Source organism: Aphanothece microscopica RSMan92, from assembly GCF_046613545.2.
Taxonomy (GTDB): Bacteria; Cyanobacteriota; Cyanobacteriia; order PCC-6307; family Cyanobiaceae; genus NIES-981.
This window is the reverse complement of record NZ_JBKKKY020000029.1, coordinates 19,543-34,810: the sequence shown is the minus strand read 5'-3', so window position 1 is coordinate 34,810 and position 15,268 is coordinate 19,543. Positions and strand designations below refer to the sequence as shown.

13 protein-coding genes and 1 tRNA gene are annotated in these 15,268 nt (G+C 67.5%); 8 read left to right on the top strand and 6 right to left on the bottom strand.

Annotated features, from left to right (window positions below):
• The 3 genes from ACLD7X_RS09705 to ACLD7X_RS09695 all read right to left on the bottom strand — a co-directional run.
• Positions 1 to 797, bottom strand: a 797-nt coding sequence (locus ACLD7X_RS09705) for a hypothetical protein (protein ID WP_411423412.1), incomplete at its 3' end; no start/stop codon positions are given.
• Position 798: 1 nt separating this feature from the next.
• Positions 799 to 1,896, bottom strand: a complete 1,098-nt coding sequence (locus ACLD7X_RS09700; RefSeq protein ID WP_411423411.1) for a hypothetical protein — start codon at positions 1,894 to 1,896, stop codon at positions 799 to 801.
• Complete coding sequence (locus ACLD7X_RS09695) at positions 1,893 to 3,176, bottom strand: hypothetical protein (protein ID WP_411423410.1); 1,284 nt, start codon at positions 3,174 to 3,176, stop codon at positions 1,893 to 1,895. Before ACLD7X_RS09695 ends, ACLD7X_RS09700 begins: the two co-directional genes overlap by 4 nt.
• Before the next feature lie 227 nt (positions 3,177 to 3,403).
• Here ACLD7X_RS09695 and ACLD7X_RS09690 point away from each other — a divergent pair, with 227 nt between their 5' ends.
• The 7 genes from ACLD7X_RS09690 to ACLD7X_RS09660 all read left to right on the top strand — a co-directional run bounded on the left by ACLD7X_RS09690 (position 3,404) and on the right by ACLD7X_RS09660 (position 12,095).
• Positions 3,404 to 6,838, top strand: coding sequence for a CHAT domain-containing tetratricopeptide repeat protein (locus tag ACLD7X_RS09690; protein WP_425625144.1), 3,435 nt, complete (start codon positions 3,404 to 3,406; stop codon positions 6,836 to 6,838).
• A gap of 81 nt (positions 6,839 to 6,919) precedes the next feature.
• Positions 6,920 to 7,882 carry a hypothetical protein gene (locus ACLD7X_RS09685; RefSeq protein WP_412007067.1) on the top strand — a complete coding sequence of 321 codons (963 nt, stop codon included), beginning with the start codon at positions 6,920 to 6,922 and terminating at the stop codon, positions 7,880 to 7,882.
• Positions 7,883 to 8,231: 349 nt separating this feature from the next.
• Positions 8,232 to 8,552, top strand: a complete 321-nt coding sequence (locus ACLD7X_RS09680; protein WP_411423406.1) for a hypothetical protein — start codon at positions 8,232 to 8,234, stop codon at positions 8,550 to 8,552.
• A 60-nt stretch (positions 8,553 to 8,612) separates the two neighbouring features.
• A complete protein-coding gene (locus ACLD7X_RS09675) occupies positions 8,613 to 9,023 on the top strand; it encodes a hypothetical protein (protein ID WP_412007066.1) in 411 nt (136 codons plus the stop codon).
• Between the two features lie 10 nt (positions 9,024 to 9,033).
• Complete coding sequence (locus tag ACLD7X_RS09670; RefSeq protein WP_411423404.1) at positions 9,034 to 9,903, top strand: hypothetical protein; 870 nt, start codon at positions 9,034 to 9,036, stop codon at positions 9,901 to 9,903.
• Positions 9,904 to 10,017: 114 nt separating this feature from the next.
• Positions 10,018 to 11,136 (top strand): S1C family serine protease, encoded by a 1,119-nt coding sequence (locus ACLD7X_RS09665; protein ID WP_411423403.1) that lies wholly within the window; start codon positions 10,018 to 10,020, stop codon positions 11,134 to 11,136.
• Positions 11,137 to 11,300: 164 nt separating this feature from the next.
• Entirely contained in the window at positions 11,301 to 12,095 is a 795-nt protein-coding gene (locus ACLD7X_RS09660; protein ID WP_411423402.1) for a hypothetical protein, read from the top strand.
• Positions 12,096 to 12,524: 429 nt separating this feature from the next.
• On the opposite strand, the gene ACLD7X_RS09655 is transcribed toward ACLD7X_RS09660, so the two are convergent.
• The 3 genes from ACLD7X_RS09655 to ACLD7X_RS09645 all read right to left on the bottom strand — a co-directional run bounded on the left by ACLD7X_RS09655 (position 12,525) and on the right by ACLD7X_RS09645 (position 13,660).
• Positions 12,525 to 12,598: transfer RNA gene (locus ACLD7X_RS09655), tRNA-Pro, on the bottom strand.
• A 55-nt stretch (positions 12,599 to 12,653) separates the two neighbouring features.
• Positions 12,654 to 12,854, bottom strand: a complete 201-nt coding sequence (locus tag ACLD7X_RS09650; protein WP_411423401.1) for a hypothetical protein — start codon at positions 12,852 to 12,854, stop codon at positions 12,654 to 12,656.
• An 8-nt stretch (positions 12,855 to 12,862) separates the two neighbouring features.
• Positions 12,863 to 13,660, bottom strand: coding sequence for an ABC transporter ATP-binding protein (locus tag ACLD7X_RS09645; protein WP_411423400.1), 798 nt, complete (start codon positions 13,658 to 13,660; stop codon positions 12,863 to 12,865).
• Between the two features lie 90 nt (positions 13,661 to 13,750).
• Here ACLD7X_RS09645 and ACLD7X_RS09640 point away from each other — a divergent pair, with 90 nt between their 5' ends.
• Positions 13,751 to 14,638, top strand: coding sequence for an MBL fold metallo-hydrolase (locus ACLD7X_RS09640; protein WP_411423399.1), 888 nt, complete (start codon positions 13,751 to 13,753; stop codon positions 14,636 to 14,638).
• The last annotated feature ends 630 nt before the right edge of the window (positions 14,639 to 15,268 follow it).

Here is a 15,268-nt window from a genome sequence, read left to right as displayed (position 1 = left end):
GTGCAGCAGTGGGCCAGGTCCAGACCCGAGCAGCTGTTGAGCAGCACCAGCGAGAGGCCGTGGCCCTTGGCCTGCTGGAACTCCTGGGCCAGGGCGCTGCCGCCGAGCCAGTGGCCATCGCCGAGCTGCAGACGGCCGCCGCCCTGGGGATCACCGGCGGAATGGCCCAGGAACACCAGCACGTCCCAGCCGCGCTTGTCGCCGAGTGCGGCGCGCAGGCGGCTGAGGCAGGAGTCCGACCCGCGCAGGGTGTGCAGGGCGATGCGGCCCTGGCGATCGAGACGCTGCAGCTCGGCGATGTCGGCTTCCAGATCGAGCCCCTCCTCGCGGCCCACCAGCAGCAGCAGGCGGGGAGAGCGCACACCACGCCGGGCGTGTGCATCGCTGGGGAAGTGGCCGGAGTCAGCGACACGCCAGATCGGCCGCTCCAGCTCCAGCTCCAGCACCTCCCAGGGCAGACGCTCGATCAGGGCGGGGGTGGCCTGGCAGCGCAGGCGCAGCGGCATGGCCGGCAAGTGGGCCAGCAGGCGGCGCAACGGCTCCCAGTCGCTCTGCTGCAGCCAGGCGGTCATGGCAGCCCCCAGCTGGTCGCCGTAGTTCTGCAGCACCGCTGCCGGCAGCGCCGGCGGAGCCGGATCGTGATGGGCCATGAACCGCCGCAGCCAGAGCTGGTGCAGGCGGGCCAGATCCGGTGGGACCGTCACGGTGAAGGCCGCGTTGCCGGCGGGGCTGTTCAGAAAGGCCGTCAGCTGATCCGGGGCCGGGGCGGGCTGGAGGGTGAGGTCGATGCTGGCCATCTCACCCGCCCGGCAGCTGCAGGGGCGGCAGCACCAGGGGTGCGCCGTCCGGTGGCGTGAGGGTGACCTCGATCAGATCCGGGGATGCGGGCAGCTCCAGCTCGAGCTGGGAGGAATTGGCGGAGCTGACGCTGGAGCGCCTGCTGCCCTGGCTGGCGCTGAGCAGCAGACCATCGGGCAGCAGATCCCCCTCCAGCTCACCCACCAGCTGCAGCCTGAGCCAATCGGGGGTGGGCTCCCGCCCCGCGGCAGGCATGCTGATCGGGATCAGCAGCAGACGGAAGCGCTCGATGCAGCGCTGGGAGGCCTCTCCACAGACCAGCGCGCCATCGCCGGTGAGGCCCAGGGGGATCGAGAGCACCGCCAGAGCACTGGGCCAGCGGGAATCAGCCTTGGCAAGGCCCCCCATCACACCATCAGCAGCCAGGAACCCGGATTGCCGGAACGCACCGGCGGTGACGGGCACCAGCTCGGCGCCCAGATCCCCCAGTGCGGGCGGCAGCAGGCCCTCCAGCCAGTCGCGCACGCGCATGGCGGGGCCGGCGGGCTGCGGACGCAGGGCCTGGCGGGGAAGGGCGGCTGGATCGAGCAGGGCGGTGAGGGTGAACAGCCGCTCGATGCCGCTGCGGAACGCGGCGACGGGCAGCACCAACCGCTCCGCCTGGGGATCGCCAGACCCCACGGTGGCGATGAATTCGCTGGCGGTGAGCACGCCGGGAACGTGCACGACGCCGTTCTCCGGATCGATGGCGGCCACCAGCAGCAGCTGGGGAGCCGTGGCGGCGTCACGCCAGGGCGCTGCCGGCACGGCCACCTCGTCGCTGAGCAGGCCGGTGACGGCCAGCTGCACGGCGAAGCGGTTGAGCGCCAGCAGGCGGGAGGGATCGGTGGGGTCGGTTTCAGGGCCGAGGGGCAGATGGAGCTGGCGCTCGGCCATGGCCTGCCGCAGCGCCGCCAGCGCCAGCCGCCGCAGCTGCCGTTCACCATCCTCCTGCGCCTGCTCCCAGAGCTGGGTCGGCAGCACGATGGCGCCGGGCGGAAGGGGAAAGGCCTCGAGCGGCTCGATGGGCACGGGGGGGGCTGGGGAGAAGGCGGTCATGGCACGGGCAGATGCTGGTGCACCCAGCGGCGCAGGGGGGGGATGTCACCTTCTCGTTCCGGGTTGAGCAGGTGATTCCGCAGCGCTTCCACCATGCGTTCGACATCCTCCACAGAGCCGCTCAGGGCGGAGAACGCCGGCTGGCGCAGCAGTTCGCCGGCGGCCTGGCGGGCGATGGCGGTGGCGTGCTGCTCGGGCCGCAGCTTCTTGCTCACGGTGCCGCGGGAGCATCCACAGCGTTCGGATAAGGGGGTGTTGGTAAGCCCCTCGCCAAAGCCCTGCCAGAGGCAATGCAGCTGAGGATCGCTGGCGGCCGGGGCCAGCACGGCCGGCATCACGGCAGTCAAAGCGCGATCGAGAGCGGTGCTGATCAGGGCCAACTGATCGGCAGGGGAGGCACCGTCGTCCTCGAACACCTCGTCGAGGCTGGCTGGATCGGCCACCTCGAGCGGCTGGTCGCCAGCCTCGGGCCAGCCGTTGCGCTGCCACTGCTGGGTAAGCACCAGCCGCACGGTGTTGGCCATGGCCTCCAGCTGGCTCCAGGTGGTAGCCGCGGGCTGCTCAGGGGCGATCCGCCGAAGAAAGTCGGCGTTGGGCTGCCAGCCGGAACTGCGCCCGTTCCTGAGGCGGTGCTCTGCCTTGGCTGTGCGGTAGTGGTCGCAGTAGGCGGCATGCAGGGCCTGGGCCTGATCGGCAGTCAGGGCCCCTGAACCGAACACGTCCCAGGCCTGGCGGATGCGACGGGCACTGGAGTCTGCCAGCAAGGCCCAGTCGGAGATCATCAGCAGGCCGTGCTCCAGGAGGTGGGCCTTGAGGTCGTTGCTGGCCTGGAGTTTGGTGCGGGCCCAGTGGGGCAGCCCGGCGCCACGGCTGGGGTCGTAGCTGCAGATCACCTCCGCCGTGAAGGGAGCCGTGGCCGCCTTGGGTTGATCGGGCAGCTGGAGGTAGTCGAGCGGGCGGCCGTCATCGTCGAGGGCGTAGCCGGCCAGTTCGATCAGATCCAGCCCGTAATGGCTGCCGAACTGGCGGTGCAGGCCGCGGATCTTCTGCTCGAGCGGATGGCTCACGTGGCAGCGGAGGCAAAGGAAGGCACCGTCGTCGTTGTCCTGGCAGGCGGCCAGCAGCAACCGGTCACTCTGGGCGCAGGGTTCGGCGAGGTGATGGCGCTCAGCGGCTGCAGCGGCCGTGGCGGCGGGAGCGTGGAGATTGCCGATCGTGACGGACTCAGGCCCGGACGTGGTTGCCAGGAGGCCTCTGAGCTGGCGGTAGCTGCTGATCACGCTCGTCGTTCCCTTGTCCGCCAGGTTGACAAGGAAACGGGATCGAAAGCATCCCCTGTCCGGGGGACGTGCGCCTGAAGCGTTGATTTCTAGGGTGAAGACGACTGCAGCGCAGTGTTGAGATGGCCCAATGGTTCCCCACCAGGCTCCAGCGCCGAACTCTGAGGCGGAGTGGGGCTGCGGTTGTGCTTGCGGGAGCCCTGCAGTTGCCGATCCCGCTGGTCGCGATGGCTCAGGACAACAAGCCTGAGCAGCCAGCGCCCAGCACCATCAACGCAGCTGACGCGTTGAGCGATGGGGATGTCAAGGCCCTTATCGACCAGGCCGGGGAGCTGAAAGCCAAAGGGAGCTATGCGGAGGCAGCAGCAATCTGGGGGCGATTGTTGAAATATGCAGTGAAGATATTCGGCCCCGATCACCCGGATACTGCGGCCAGCCTCAACAACCTGGCTGGTCTCTACAGGAGTCAGGGTCTCTACAGCCAAGCTGAGCCGCTCTACAAGCGTGCGCTGGCGATCAACGAAAAGGCCCTGGGCCCCGATCACCCCGATACTGCGACTAGTCTCAACAACCTGGCTTTGCTCTACTCCAACCAGGGTCTCTTCAGCCAGGCTGAACCGCTCACTAAGCGTGCGCTGGCGATCAGGGAGAAAGCCCTGGGCTCCGACCACCCCAGTACCGCCCTCAGTCTCAACAACCTGGCTAGTCTCTACAGCGACCAGGGTCTCCACAGACAGGCTGAACCGCTCTATAAGCGTGCGCTGGTGATGACAGAAAAAGCCCTGGGCTCCGATCACCCCGATACCGCCCTCAGTCTCAACAACCTGGCTAGTCTCTACAGCGACCAGGGTCTCTACAGCCAGGCTGAACCGCTCACTAAGCGTGCGCTGGCGATCAGGGAGAAAGCCCTGGGCCCCGATCACCCCGATACTGCGACTAGTCTCAACAACCTGGCTTTCCTCTACGACAGGCAGGGCCTCTACAGCCAGGCTGAGCCGCTCTACAAACATGCGCTGGTGATCACAGAGAAAGCCCTGGGCCTCGATCACCCGGATACTGCCCTCAGTCTCAACAACCTGGCTTCTCTCTACGACAGTCAGGGTCTCTACAGCCAGGCGGAACCGCTCCATAAGCGTGCGCTGGCGATCAACGAAAAAGCCCTGGGCCCCGATCACCCCGATACCGCGACCAGTCTCAACAACCTGGCTTTGCTCTACTACAAGCAGGGACTCTACAGCCAGGCTGAGCCTCTCTACAAACGTGCGCTGGCGATCAACGAAAAAGCCCTGGGCCCCGATCACCCCAGTACCGCCCTCAGTCTCAACAACCTGGCTTTCCTCTACGACAGGCAGGGTCTCTACAGCCAGGCGGAACCGCTCCATAAGCGTGCGCTGGCGATCAACGAAAAAGCCCTGGGCCCCGATCACCCCAGTACCGCCCTCAGCCTCAACAACCTGGCTTTGCTCTACGACAGGCAGGGCCTCTACAGCCAGGCGGAACCGCTCCATAAGCGTACGCTGGCGATCAACGAAAAAGCCCTGGGCCCCGATCACCCAAGTACCGCCACTAGCCTCAGCAACCTTGCTTTACTCTTCGACAGGCAGGGCCTCTACAGCCAGGCGGAACCGCTCCATAAGCGTACGCTGGCGATCAACGAAAAAGCCCTGGGCCCCGATCACCCCAGTACCGCCCTCAGTCTCAACAACCTGGCTTTCCTCTACGACAGGCAGGGCCTCTACAGCCAGGCTGAGCCGCTCTACAAACATGCGCTGGTGATCACAGAGAAAGCCCTGGGCCTCGATCACCCGGATACTGCCCTCAGTCTCAACAACCTGGCTTCTCTCTACGACAGTCAGGGTCTCTACAGCCAGGCGGAACCGCTCCATAAGCGTGCGCTGGCGATCAACGAAAAAGCCCTGGGCCCCGATCACCCCAGTACCGCCCTCAGCCTCAACAACCTGGCTGTCCTCTACAGCAATCAGGGCAAACCAGATTTATCTGCTGCCCTTGTCAATCAAAGCCTATCGGTCGAGGCGGACTGGTTGATCCGGGAAGGTCCCAGCAAGCCGCTGGCCCAACGCCAAGCTCTGAGAAACACCCTTGGAAATGCTTGGGAATTGACCTACAGCCTTGCTGATCGTGCTGCCTCTGGCCCGGACCTGGCCCTCTCCACCCGGCTGTTACAGCATGGCCTCCTGCTGGAGATCGAGCAGGCCCAGGCCAGCCTCAGTCGCGCTCCGGGGCCTACCAAGGACCTGGCTCAGCAGCGGGCGGCACTGAACAACCGCATCAGCGATGTGCAGCTGCCCCCGGAGCGGCGCGCAGCCCTACGCCTGCAGCGCAATGACCTGGAGCAACTGCTGTTTCGCCAGCTGCCGGAGTTGGAGATTCCCCGGATCAAGCCCGATCAGGCCGCTGCTGCGTTGCCGAGCGATGGGGTGCTGGTGGAGTTTCAGCCTTTCCGGCCCTGGCTCGGAGGCCCTGATCCCAGACAACGATGGGGCCCTGAGCGTTACCTGGCCCTGATCCTCAAGCCCGACGGAGCCATCAAGGTGGTGCCTCTCGGTGAGGCGGGGCCCATTGAGCAGGCGATATCCAAGGCCCTCAGGGCCACCGCTCAGGCCCAAGGCGACTCATCTGAGCTGTGGGCCAAGGTCACCGATCGGGTCCTCAGACCCCTGGCCCCTCACCTGAGCGGCAGTCGTCAGTTGTTCCTCTCCCCCGATGCTGAACTGCATCGGGTGCCGTTTGCGGCTCTGGCTTCTCCATCCCAGCCGGGTGAGGTGCTGGCGCGCTCGGTGCAGCTCCGCCTCATCACCACCGGCCGGGATCTGGTGCGTTTTCAGCAACCCGCACCAGCGGGAAAGGCTCCGGTGGTGATCGCTAACCCCAATTTCGACCGCGGAAAGGCCGCTCCCTCCACTCTGATCGCCTCCACCCACCCCCAGCAGCGCTCGGGCGAACTCAGCGGCAAGCGCTGGCAGGCTCTGCCCGCCACAGCTCAGGAGGGTGAGCAGATCGCCGCGCTGCTCGGCACCAATCCCATCGGCGGCGATGCCGCCACCGTGAGCCTGCTGCAGCGCCGCCAGGGCCCCCGGGTGCTGCACATCGCCAGCCATGGGTTCTTTGAGAAGGACCAGGAGATCCAGCCCGAGGATCCCCGCACTGCCCAGTTCGCCAGCGGCGGCCAGGTTACGCGGTTCCAGGGAGAAGACCCGCTCCTGCGCAGCGGCATCGTGCTGGCCGGGGCCAACAACCCCGGCCTCGATCCCAACGACGATGGGCTGCTCACGGCCCTGGAGGCCACCGCTCTCCAGCTGGATGGCACCGAGCTGGTGGTGCTCTCGGCCTGCTCCACGGGCGATGGCGAAATCCAAAGTGGAGAAGGGCTCTATGGGCTGCAGAGAGCACTCACCGTTGCGGGTGCCCGCACCACCCTGCTGTCGCTGTGGAAGGTGGACGATGGGGCCACCGCAGAGTTCATGAGCCGTTTGTACAAGCGCCTCAAGGCCGGCGAGGGTCGCAGTGAGGCCCTCGCCGCCGTACAGGCGGAATTCCGCAGCGGCTCGGTGCCATCCCCCTCCGGGGAGGACTGGAGCAACCCCTACTACTGGGCGGCCTGGCAGCTGGTGGGGGACTGGCGGCCGATCGAGGGCCTCTGAACGGGCTGGGCCGGCAGCCCCGGAATCAGCCCCGATCCATCGGAACGAGGGGCGGTGGTTCAACCCCAGCCCAGGTCAGCCATGACCCTCTACCGCTACACCCGAAACCAGGCCGGCACTCTGATCCGTGAGGCCCTGGAATCCGTTCCTGCCACCCCCTCCATCACGGCGGCAGCAGCGGCCAGCACGTGGGTGGGCCTCGAGGCCTACCGCTCCATCGCCTTTGAGGATCTGCCGAGCCACGTGGTGGATCAGCTCCGCACCGATGGCATGCACGGCGGCCGCCGCAGCCTGGCGGAAGCCCAGGAGCTGTTTGAGCAGGCCGTGCCCGCCGAGGCCAGGGGGTCGATCGAGGGCATTGAGGCCGTTGTGAACGACCCCGGCATCGATGCGATGCACATCGAGCCCCATGCCCAGGGCGGCAGCGCCGATGCCAGCAACATCGTCTACGGCCCCGAATCGCTCAATGCCCGCATTGGCGATCGGGTGATGAGCGAGGCGGAGGTCGCCGAGGCCGAGGCCTACACCCTCGAGGTGGCAGAAGCCGCCACACCGGGCGTCACCGGCGACCTGGCTGAGGTGGCCGGCGACACGCTGGAAACCGGTGCCCTCGGTGGGGTGATGGGCGGCGGCATCGCCGTGGCGCACCGCTGGGCCCAGGCCCAGGGCTTCCGTGATGCCGGCCGCCACGACCTGGCCGAGCAGGCCGAGGCGCAGATGGTGGAAGACGCCGCCAAGGGCGCTGTGAACGGAGCGGTGCGCGGCACCGCTGTAGCCGTGACCCAGGCGGTGCTGGGGGCCAATCCCCTCACCGCCGGCATTGGCCTTGTGGCCCCTGATGCGGTGATGCTGCTCACCCAGAAAGATCAGCTCAGCGAAGCCGAATACAACCAGAAGAGCCTGGAAGTGGTGGGCAAGGGTGCCCTGGCCACCGTGCTGGTGTGCGCTGGCCCGATCGGCTGGTTGGGGCTGGCGGGAATCTCGATCGCCTCGGCCTACAGCAAGGCCAGTGAGCAGGCAGCCGGCAGCCACCGCACGGCTTGAAGCTCCTTGGAATCACCGGCCCATGCCCGGAATCAGCGGGCCAACGCCGGAACGAGAGGAGCTCACGCAGGCGCGCTGCTCCTGCACTCCCTTCCGCAATCACTCTCCCTTTCTTCCCGATTCAAGTCGCACTTCACGTTCCCATGATCTTGTTTCCTGTTTATCTCATGGCCATGCAGCGCCGGATCGAACGGTATCTGCTTGAGGCCCAACTCCAGGACGTCAAGGCCGAGAACGCTCGGCTGCGGTCCCGACTGGCTGACCAGCACAAGCCCGCTTCCCCATCCCACTGAGCGGTCCATGGCCGCAGCGCCAGGAGAACCGCATCCCATTCCCACCATTGCCACCGATGTCCGACACCCACGATTCCTATCTGAGCAACCTCAGCGATGAGTCGCTGCAGGTGCTCAAGCACTTCGGTCCTGAGGCCCCATCCAGGCTGAACACCTACGCCAGCAAGCTCGAAGACTTCCTGCTGGAGGCACTGGAACACAAGAGCCTCGATGAGAAGCAGCTCAAAGCTCTCGAGATCGAGCATCAGGCCATGCAGGCCATTCTCACCGACCCTGATCAGCTGCTCGATTACGTGAGTGGCTTCTTTGCTCCGGGAGGGCCCTGTCCAGGTGGGGCGGTGATCTCACGCTGCCGCAACCAGGCGGCGACGGTGTGACGTCACGCCTGTGGTCCTCCGACCTGTCTTCCTTCTCTTCCCTTCCGACCATTTGTTTCCATGCCCATCTTCAACGACGCCTCCGGCTCCATCTGGGAGAACTGGATGCGTGATCACGGCGAATGGATCAACGATTCCAAAGATCCCCTAGAGGCCATCGGAAAGGTCCTCTGGACACCCTTCGGAGCGGCCTCCACCGGGGTGGCGGCCTACGTCGATGAGTTCGAACGACACCCCGGAGGCACCCTGGCCAAGTCCGCCGGTGTCGCCGTCTCGATGCTGATCCCCGGCGCTGGTGCCCTGGCCGTCGCCGCCGATGCCGCCGCCATCGCCGGTGGCCATGTCGTCGGCGGAGAGATCAACCGTCAGCAGGACGGCCAGGACGCTGACCAGCGCCTGCAGGAGCAGACCCGCTCCTCGGTGCAGCGCAATGCCGGCGCCCGCAACGAACTCGATTCCCTCTTTGGTTGAAGTCATCCCCATGTCCCGTTCCACCTATCCCCTGATCGCAGCGCCCAAGGGCGACCACGCCTCGATCGCGTGGCTGATGGAAAATCCAGCCATCGCCAATGTCGTGACCCAGCAGCCGGACCTGGGCGCGCAGTTTCTCGGGGCCTTTGCCACCAGCGCCCTGCTGGGCGGCCTCGGTGAGCTGTTTGAGCACGTCGACCTTGTGAGCTTCGATCTCAGCGCCCTGGTGGGCGCCAGCGGTGGCCAGATCGCCGAGGCGCTCAACATCGCCAATGGCTGGGATCCATCCCGCACCTTCGCGGCCTCCCAAAGGGTTTTCACCGAGGAGTTCCAGGGCACCCGCCAGGGCCGGACCGTGCCGAACTTCAGCCAGGCGCTGACTGAAACCCTCTCCCGCCTGTTGGGACCCCACAGCCATGTCTACCGGGAAGTGATGTTCCACGGCACCAAAGCCCACAACGATTGGCTGCGCCGCGGCAGCGATCCCACCTATGCCTCCGGCTACGACATCGTGGTGGTGGCGGGCAAGGCGAGCCAGATCCTGGCGATCGAGATCGATGAGCCCTGCAGCATTGACAACGGCCAGAGCTTCCACTCCACCCCGGAGCAGAAGCGCAAGGACGACGCCAAGGACGCCGATGCTGCGCGGCTCGGCATCCCCGTGCTGCGCCTCAGCGAGGCGCAGGTGTGGCGCCAGACCGACGCCTGCCTCGGGCTGGCCCTGCGGCTGCTGGATGTGTTCACCGACCTGGATTTCCCCGAGGAGGTCTACCGCCGGCTGAACTACAAGGCCGTGCCTCGCCATGAGCGCTTCACCGAGGCGAATGTGAACGACCAGCGCGCGCCCCGGGGTTGGCGGCCGGCGATGGCCATCGCCTGATCCCACCAGGAACCGCCGATGACCGCCGATTCACACGTGCGCTCATCACTCCCCGGGATGGGGGATGGCAGCTGCTGCCGTGCCGCAGAGGCTGGAGTCAGAGAGTGAACAGTCATGACAACCCGCTCGCTCGCTTCCCTGGCTGCCACCGGCCTGGTGGCGCTGGCCCTCAACGGCTGCGTGATCGTCGCCGGCGGCGGCCGCGCCCCGGCGGAGTCGTCGGACTGGCGGCAGCCGGCATCCCAGCCGGCCCGGCCAAGAGCGCCAGCGGCATCACCCCGCACAGAGCCTGCCGCCTGCAGCGGTTCAGCCCGCAGCGCCCAGGAGATCTTTGCCGCCTCCCGCGAGGCGGTTGCCGTGGTGCACACGCCCGATACTCAGGGCAGCGCCTTCGTGGTGAAGCACGAGCGTGGCCGCACGCTGCTGCTCACCAACTCCCATGTGGTGGGGCCCTACGGCCAGGTGCAGCTGAACTGGAGCGATGGCCGCAGCGAAGTGGCCGCCGTGGTGGCCGATGCCGGGAACAGTGATCCCGGGGTTGATCTGGCCCTGCTGGAGGTGAGCGGTATCCACGGCACGCCGCTGGCTCTCGCCTCGGCTGCACCCGAGGTGGGCCAGAACGTCTTCGCGATCGGGGCCCCGAAGGGCCTCGAGTTCAGCCTCAGCCGCGGGGTGGTGAGCCAGCTGCGCGCCGATGGCGACCTGGTGCAGACCGACGCCGCTATCAACGGCGGCAACTCCGGCGGCCCTCTGCTCGATGAGCGGGGCTGCGTGATGGGCGTGGCCACCTTCAAACGGGTCGACGCCGAGGGGCTGAACTTCGCCCTCTCCAGCCAGCTGATCGCCCCCTTCCTGGTCGCCTCCGGCAGTGCCCGCGCCCCGGCTCCCGCCTCACCTCCGAGCGGCACCGGCATCGGCTCGGGCCCCGAGGCCGCCAGCAGCCGCTGCGTGTTCCAGAGCTACAAGAAGCCCCGGGCCGAGGAGATCGGCTGCAGCATCAACGCCCGCCTCAACAACAACGGCCACACCGTCTACGACGTGGCCTGGGCCGATGGCTACCGCAGCTCATACGTGTTCTGGCGCGACGGCGACGTGGAGATCCTCAGCAAGGGCGGTGCCGGCCAGCCCGATACCCACCAGGGGGCCTTCGAGTCGTTCCGGGATGGCGTGGCGATCTCCAGCAACGAGGGCAGCGTGACCTTCCTGCCAGGCCTTGAACCTTCCCTCAACTGAGCAGGGTGGGGGGTGTTTGCCGGGTCGGCCATGAAACAGCCAGCAAGAGCCCCCAGACCGTTGCCTCGGAGGTGATCTCGATCTTCACCAGCCTCAGCGGCCGCCGGATGTGAATCACGGCCGGTCCGACGGAACGATCCCTTGGTGTCCGCCCCTTCCGATCCATGAGCCAGACCCTGACCCCCGTTCGTCCCCGCCGCCGTGTGTGCGGGCCGCTGCGCCGCCTTGATCTGGCGGCGCTCCAGGGTGAGGTCCACCGATTCCGAGGCATCGTGGATCGCTTCGGGAACTTCGCCTGCGGCGAGCAGACCGTGCCCACGATCTGCATCCGTTCGCTGCGGATGGAGGAATCGGGTGCGCCGATCCAGCCCGATCACTGGTGGTTCCCCCTCCGCGAGGTCTGGAGCGAGGCCGGTGTGCGGGCCGGTGACACGGTGCTCTTCACCGCCAAGGTGCAGCACTGCACCAAGGGTTCGCTGGATCCCGACGCCGCCGACCAACCCGAGGGCATCAGGGGCCGCCGCTGCTCGCGCCCCCGTGAGCAGGTGATCGGCTTCGGCAGGACTCCCCGCTCGGTGGTCGTCATCGCACGGGCCATCGGCAGCCGCGCCGTGGTGCAGGAGGTGCTGAACGAGAAGGCCGCCATCACCCGCCATCTGGACGATGCCCGCGCCGAGCTGGAGCGAAGCACCCAGCACCGCGATGCCCTGCTCGCGGACATCCAGCACCTGCAGGCTCAGCTCCATGAGCGCGACGACCGCCTGGCGCACAACGCCCGGGCCATCACCCGGCTGCTGCAGCGGATTCAACGCCGTTGCCACAGTGCCCGCCGCAGGGCGGCGCTGGCCGCGCTCCTGGCCCTGGTTGTCGGTCTTGGCGGCGGGCTGGTGATCGGCTCCGGCATCTCCGGCGGCCCGCAACGGCTGCCATCCCCGGACTGGGGGCGCAGCTCCGAGTGAGCGTCGTTGACGAGGTGCCCGTTGTCGAGGAGGTCGCTGCCTAGTGCATCGATGCCGAAGACCAGCAGGAGGACGCATGAGCTTGCATCCATCCCGTTCCCTGTGGCTTCACTCCTCCTCGATTCGGGGATCGAGTGGCGTGATCAATTGTCGTTGGGTCCCTGCTCCTGCCGGCGCGGTGACACCCCGATCCAGCACCAGCTTTTGCTCCGGGTTTGCTCACGTCTCCGCTCCAAGCAGTCCTGGAGGGGGTCCGCCCAGGCCGAGGTTGAGCAGATCACTGATCCACAGGTCAGCGATGACTCAGCGGGTTCGCCAGAGCCCATGTCCGAGGCGGGGACTGGAGCGGGCGACCCAGCCAAGTGAGCACAGCGGCGATTTGCTCACCTGTTTGCTCACATCCCCCTTGGCCAATCCCTGAAAAGTCAGTCGGGGCGACAGGATTCGAACCTGCGACCTAGTGCTCCCAAAGCACCCGCGCTACCAAGCTGCGCCACGCCCCGTCGCCCGGGATCATAGGTGCCGCCCTGGGCAGCGGGCCGGCGGTTGGGGGTGGGCTCAGCCCCTGTTCGCAGAGTTGCCGTCGCTGCCGTGCTGCCCTGGGGAGGGCTCCCCCGCACGGTTTTCACCGCGGCCCTGGGCCTCCGGTCCGAACAGGGGCCCCAGATCCTCCAGGGGGGAGTGGCTGCGGAGGCGCCGCCGCATGGTCTCGAGCGTCCCCTGGAGCGGATCGGGGACTGGGTCCGAGGTCGTTGCCATGGCCTGTCTCAAGCGGAGGGGGCTGAGGGCAGCACCTGGTGAAAGCCGCCGGCGTGGATCACCTGCAGGGGAGTCTCGAACAGAGCGCTCAGTGGCGCATCCTGCAGCAGCTCATCCACCGGTCCATCCCCGACCACCTGGCCCGCTCGGAGCAGCACACAGCGGCTGATCTCCGGGATGATTGCCTCGATCTGGTGGGTCACCAGCAGCAGGGTGGTGCCGCTCCGGGCCAGCTGGCGCAGCAGGGCCAGGAACTGGTGGCGCGCCTTGAGGTCGAGGCCGTTGGTGGGTTCATCCAGCACCAGCACCTCAGGCCCATGGACGAGAGCACGGGCGAGCAGCAGGCGGCGGCGCTGGCCATCGGAGAGATGCCGGAAGGGTTGCCCGGCCAGACCGGTGAGCCCCAGCTCCTGCATCAACTCCGCCACCCGGGCCTGCTGTTCCGCCGTGGGCACCTGGCTGCGGCCGATGCCCACCGAGCCGAAGAACCCGGACAACACCACGTCCCTCCCCAGCACACCGCCGCTGTAGTGGCTCTGCAGGTCCTGGGAGACCAGGCCGATGCGGCGGCGCAGCTCCCACAGGTTGACGCGCTCGCTGCCGAAGATCCGCAACCAGGAGCCCGCCTGGACCACCGGGTAGATCTCGCGGCTCAGCAGCTTGAGCAGGGAGCTTTTGCCGGAACCGTTCGGCCCCAGCACCACGGTGTTCTCGCCCAGATCGAACCGCAGGCTGAGATCGTGGAACACCCGGCGCGGCCCGAGGTGGGCGCTCACGGCCTGCAGCTCGAGATAGGGGGGAGCCATCGGTTGGCGAGCTGGGCCCGGCGCGGCGGCGCCCAGTCTGGCCCGCAGGGTTTCGCGGCTTCCTAGGGTGGGGCTCCGCCTGCTGCGGCCATGGCCCGGCCGAGTCTGCGCCTTGCCGGCAATGCCCCCGGCCCCTTCTACGTCGACTCCAGCTGCATCGACTGCGGCACCTGCTGGCAGTGGGATCCCGACCATTTCGCCCCCACCGGCTCCAGTTCCCAGGTGTCCCACCAGCCCGTCGGAGCGGCCGAGACCCGACGGGCGCTGGAGGCCCTTCAGGCCTGCCCGGTCGCGGCGATCGGGGCCCCACGGCAGGTGTTGGCTCAGACCCCGGCCGACGCCTTCCCGGCCCTGCTCACCGAGCACCCGGCGGGTGCGGTCCACTACTGCGGCTGGGCGTCGCGCCGCAGCTTCGGGGCCAGCAGCTATCTGGTCGTCCGTGCGGGCGGCAATGTGCTGATCGACAGTCCCCGTTTCAACGCCCAGCTGGCCCGGAGAATCGCGGCGCTCGGGGGCCTGGCGGCCATCGTGCTCACCCACCGGGATGACGTGGCCGACCACGACCGCTGGGCTGGTCACTTCGGTGCTCCCCGCTGGATCCACGCCGCCGATGCCGATGCCGCTCCCGACGCCGAGCATCGGGTGATGGGCGCCGCACCGGTGGACCTCGATGCCGATCTGCGGCTCATCCCCACGCCGGGACACACCGCCGGCTCGATGGTGGCCCTGCTGGGCGAGCAGATCCTGTTCAGCGGCGATCACCTCTGGTGGAATCCGGCCCACCGGGCGCTGGTGGCCTCCCGCACCTTCTGCTGGTGGGACTGGCCCACCCAACTGGCCTCGGTGGAACGGCTCGCCGATCTCGACGTGCGCTGGCTGCTGCCCGGTCACGGCGGTCGTCATCGCTTCGAGGCCGGCGGCTGGGCGACGGCGATCGCCGCCACCCTGGCCGAGGCCGGTCGTCACGGCCGTTCATGAAGCTGTTTTGCCCGGCGTGAAGAGCGATGTCGACCCGGCCTCCGCCCCTGGCCACTGGTGCGCCCATGGCCCATGGTGGAGGCATCGGATCTCGGAGGCTCCCTTGGACGACACTCCGCCCAATCAGGTGTAAGGAGCGAACTGACGTTCGGACCCTGCTCCAACAATCTCAAAGGATCACTGGCTTTCTTCGGCCCTCGGACGAGGTCTTCACCTCTCCGCCCCAGCCCTCCAATGCACCGCTCACCGGCAGGATCTGATCCCGCTGCCAGGTGCCCCGGAGTCTTCGGAAAGCCCCACTAGAGCCATGGCCCCAGGTGCCATCGCCAGGCAGCTCCGCCCCCCAACTGAAGACCCCAACATCAGACGATCTGATCGACCGCACAGCTGCGCCCCAACCTCCCGGTGGGCACCACGGCTGAGCAGACAAGAGCCCGGAGTTTCCACTCCGGGCTTTGTTGTGTCCGGCGCCGGGAGCCGCGGCCGGGCCCGGGTCACGCTTTGTTGGCAGCTCTGCCAATCGGGCTGCCGCTGGTAGCGGTGGTCACTGCGTTGCAGCGGTCCGTATGGCCTGACCTGGCCCTTGGGTGCATGACAGTGATCTGGTTCCTGATCCTTGGTGTGGTGGCT

Bases quoted from the DNA above. Each gene is read 5' to 3' on its own strand.
- ACLD7X_RS09700 (WP_411423411.1), bottom strand. From the start codon at position 1,896: ATGACCGCCTTCTCCCCAGCCCCCCCCGTGCCCATCGAGCCGCTCGAG.
- ACLD7X_RS09690 (WP_425625144.1), top strand. From the start codon at position 3,404: ATGGCTCAGGACAACAAGCCTGAGCAGCCAGCGCCCAGCACCATCAAC.
- ACLD7X_RS09685 (WP_412007067.1), top strand. From the start codon at position 6,920: ATGACCCTCTACCGCTACACCCGAAACCAGGCCGGCACTCTGATCCGT.
- ACLD7X_RS09680 (WP_411423406.1), top strand. From the start codon at position 8,232: ATGTCCGACACCCACGATTCCTATCTGAGCAACCTCAGCGATGAGTCG.
- ACLD7X_RS09675 (WP_412007066.1), top strand. From the start codon at position 8,613: ATGCCCATCTTCAACGACGCCTCCGGCTCCATCTGGGAGAACTGGATG.
- ACLD7X_RS09670 (WP_411423404.1), top strand. From the start codon at position 9,034: ATGTCCCGTTCCACCTATCCCCTGATCGCAGCGCCCAAGGGCGACCAC.
- ACLD7X_RS09665 (WP_411423403.1), top strand. From the start codon at position 10,018: ATGACAACCCGCTCGCTCGCTTCCCTGGCTGCCACCGGCCTGGTGGCG.
- ACLD7X_RS09660 (WP_411423402.1), top strand. From the start codon at position 11,301: ATGAGCCAGACCCTGACCCCCGTTCGTCCCCGCCGCCGTGTGTGCGGG.
- ACLD7X_RS09650 (WP_411423401.1), bottom strand. From the start codon at position 12,854: ATGGCAACGACCTCGGACCCAGTCCCCGATCCGCTCCAGGGGACGCTC.
- ACLD7X_RS09645 (WP_411423400.1), bottom strand. From the start codon at position 13,660: ATGGCTCCCCCCTATCTCGAGCTGCAGGCCGTGAGCGCCCACCTCGGG.
- ACLD7X_RS09640 (WP_411423399.1), top strand. From the start codon at position 13,751: ATGGCCCGGCCGAGTCTGCGCCTTGCCGGCAATGCCCCCGGCCCCTTC.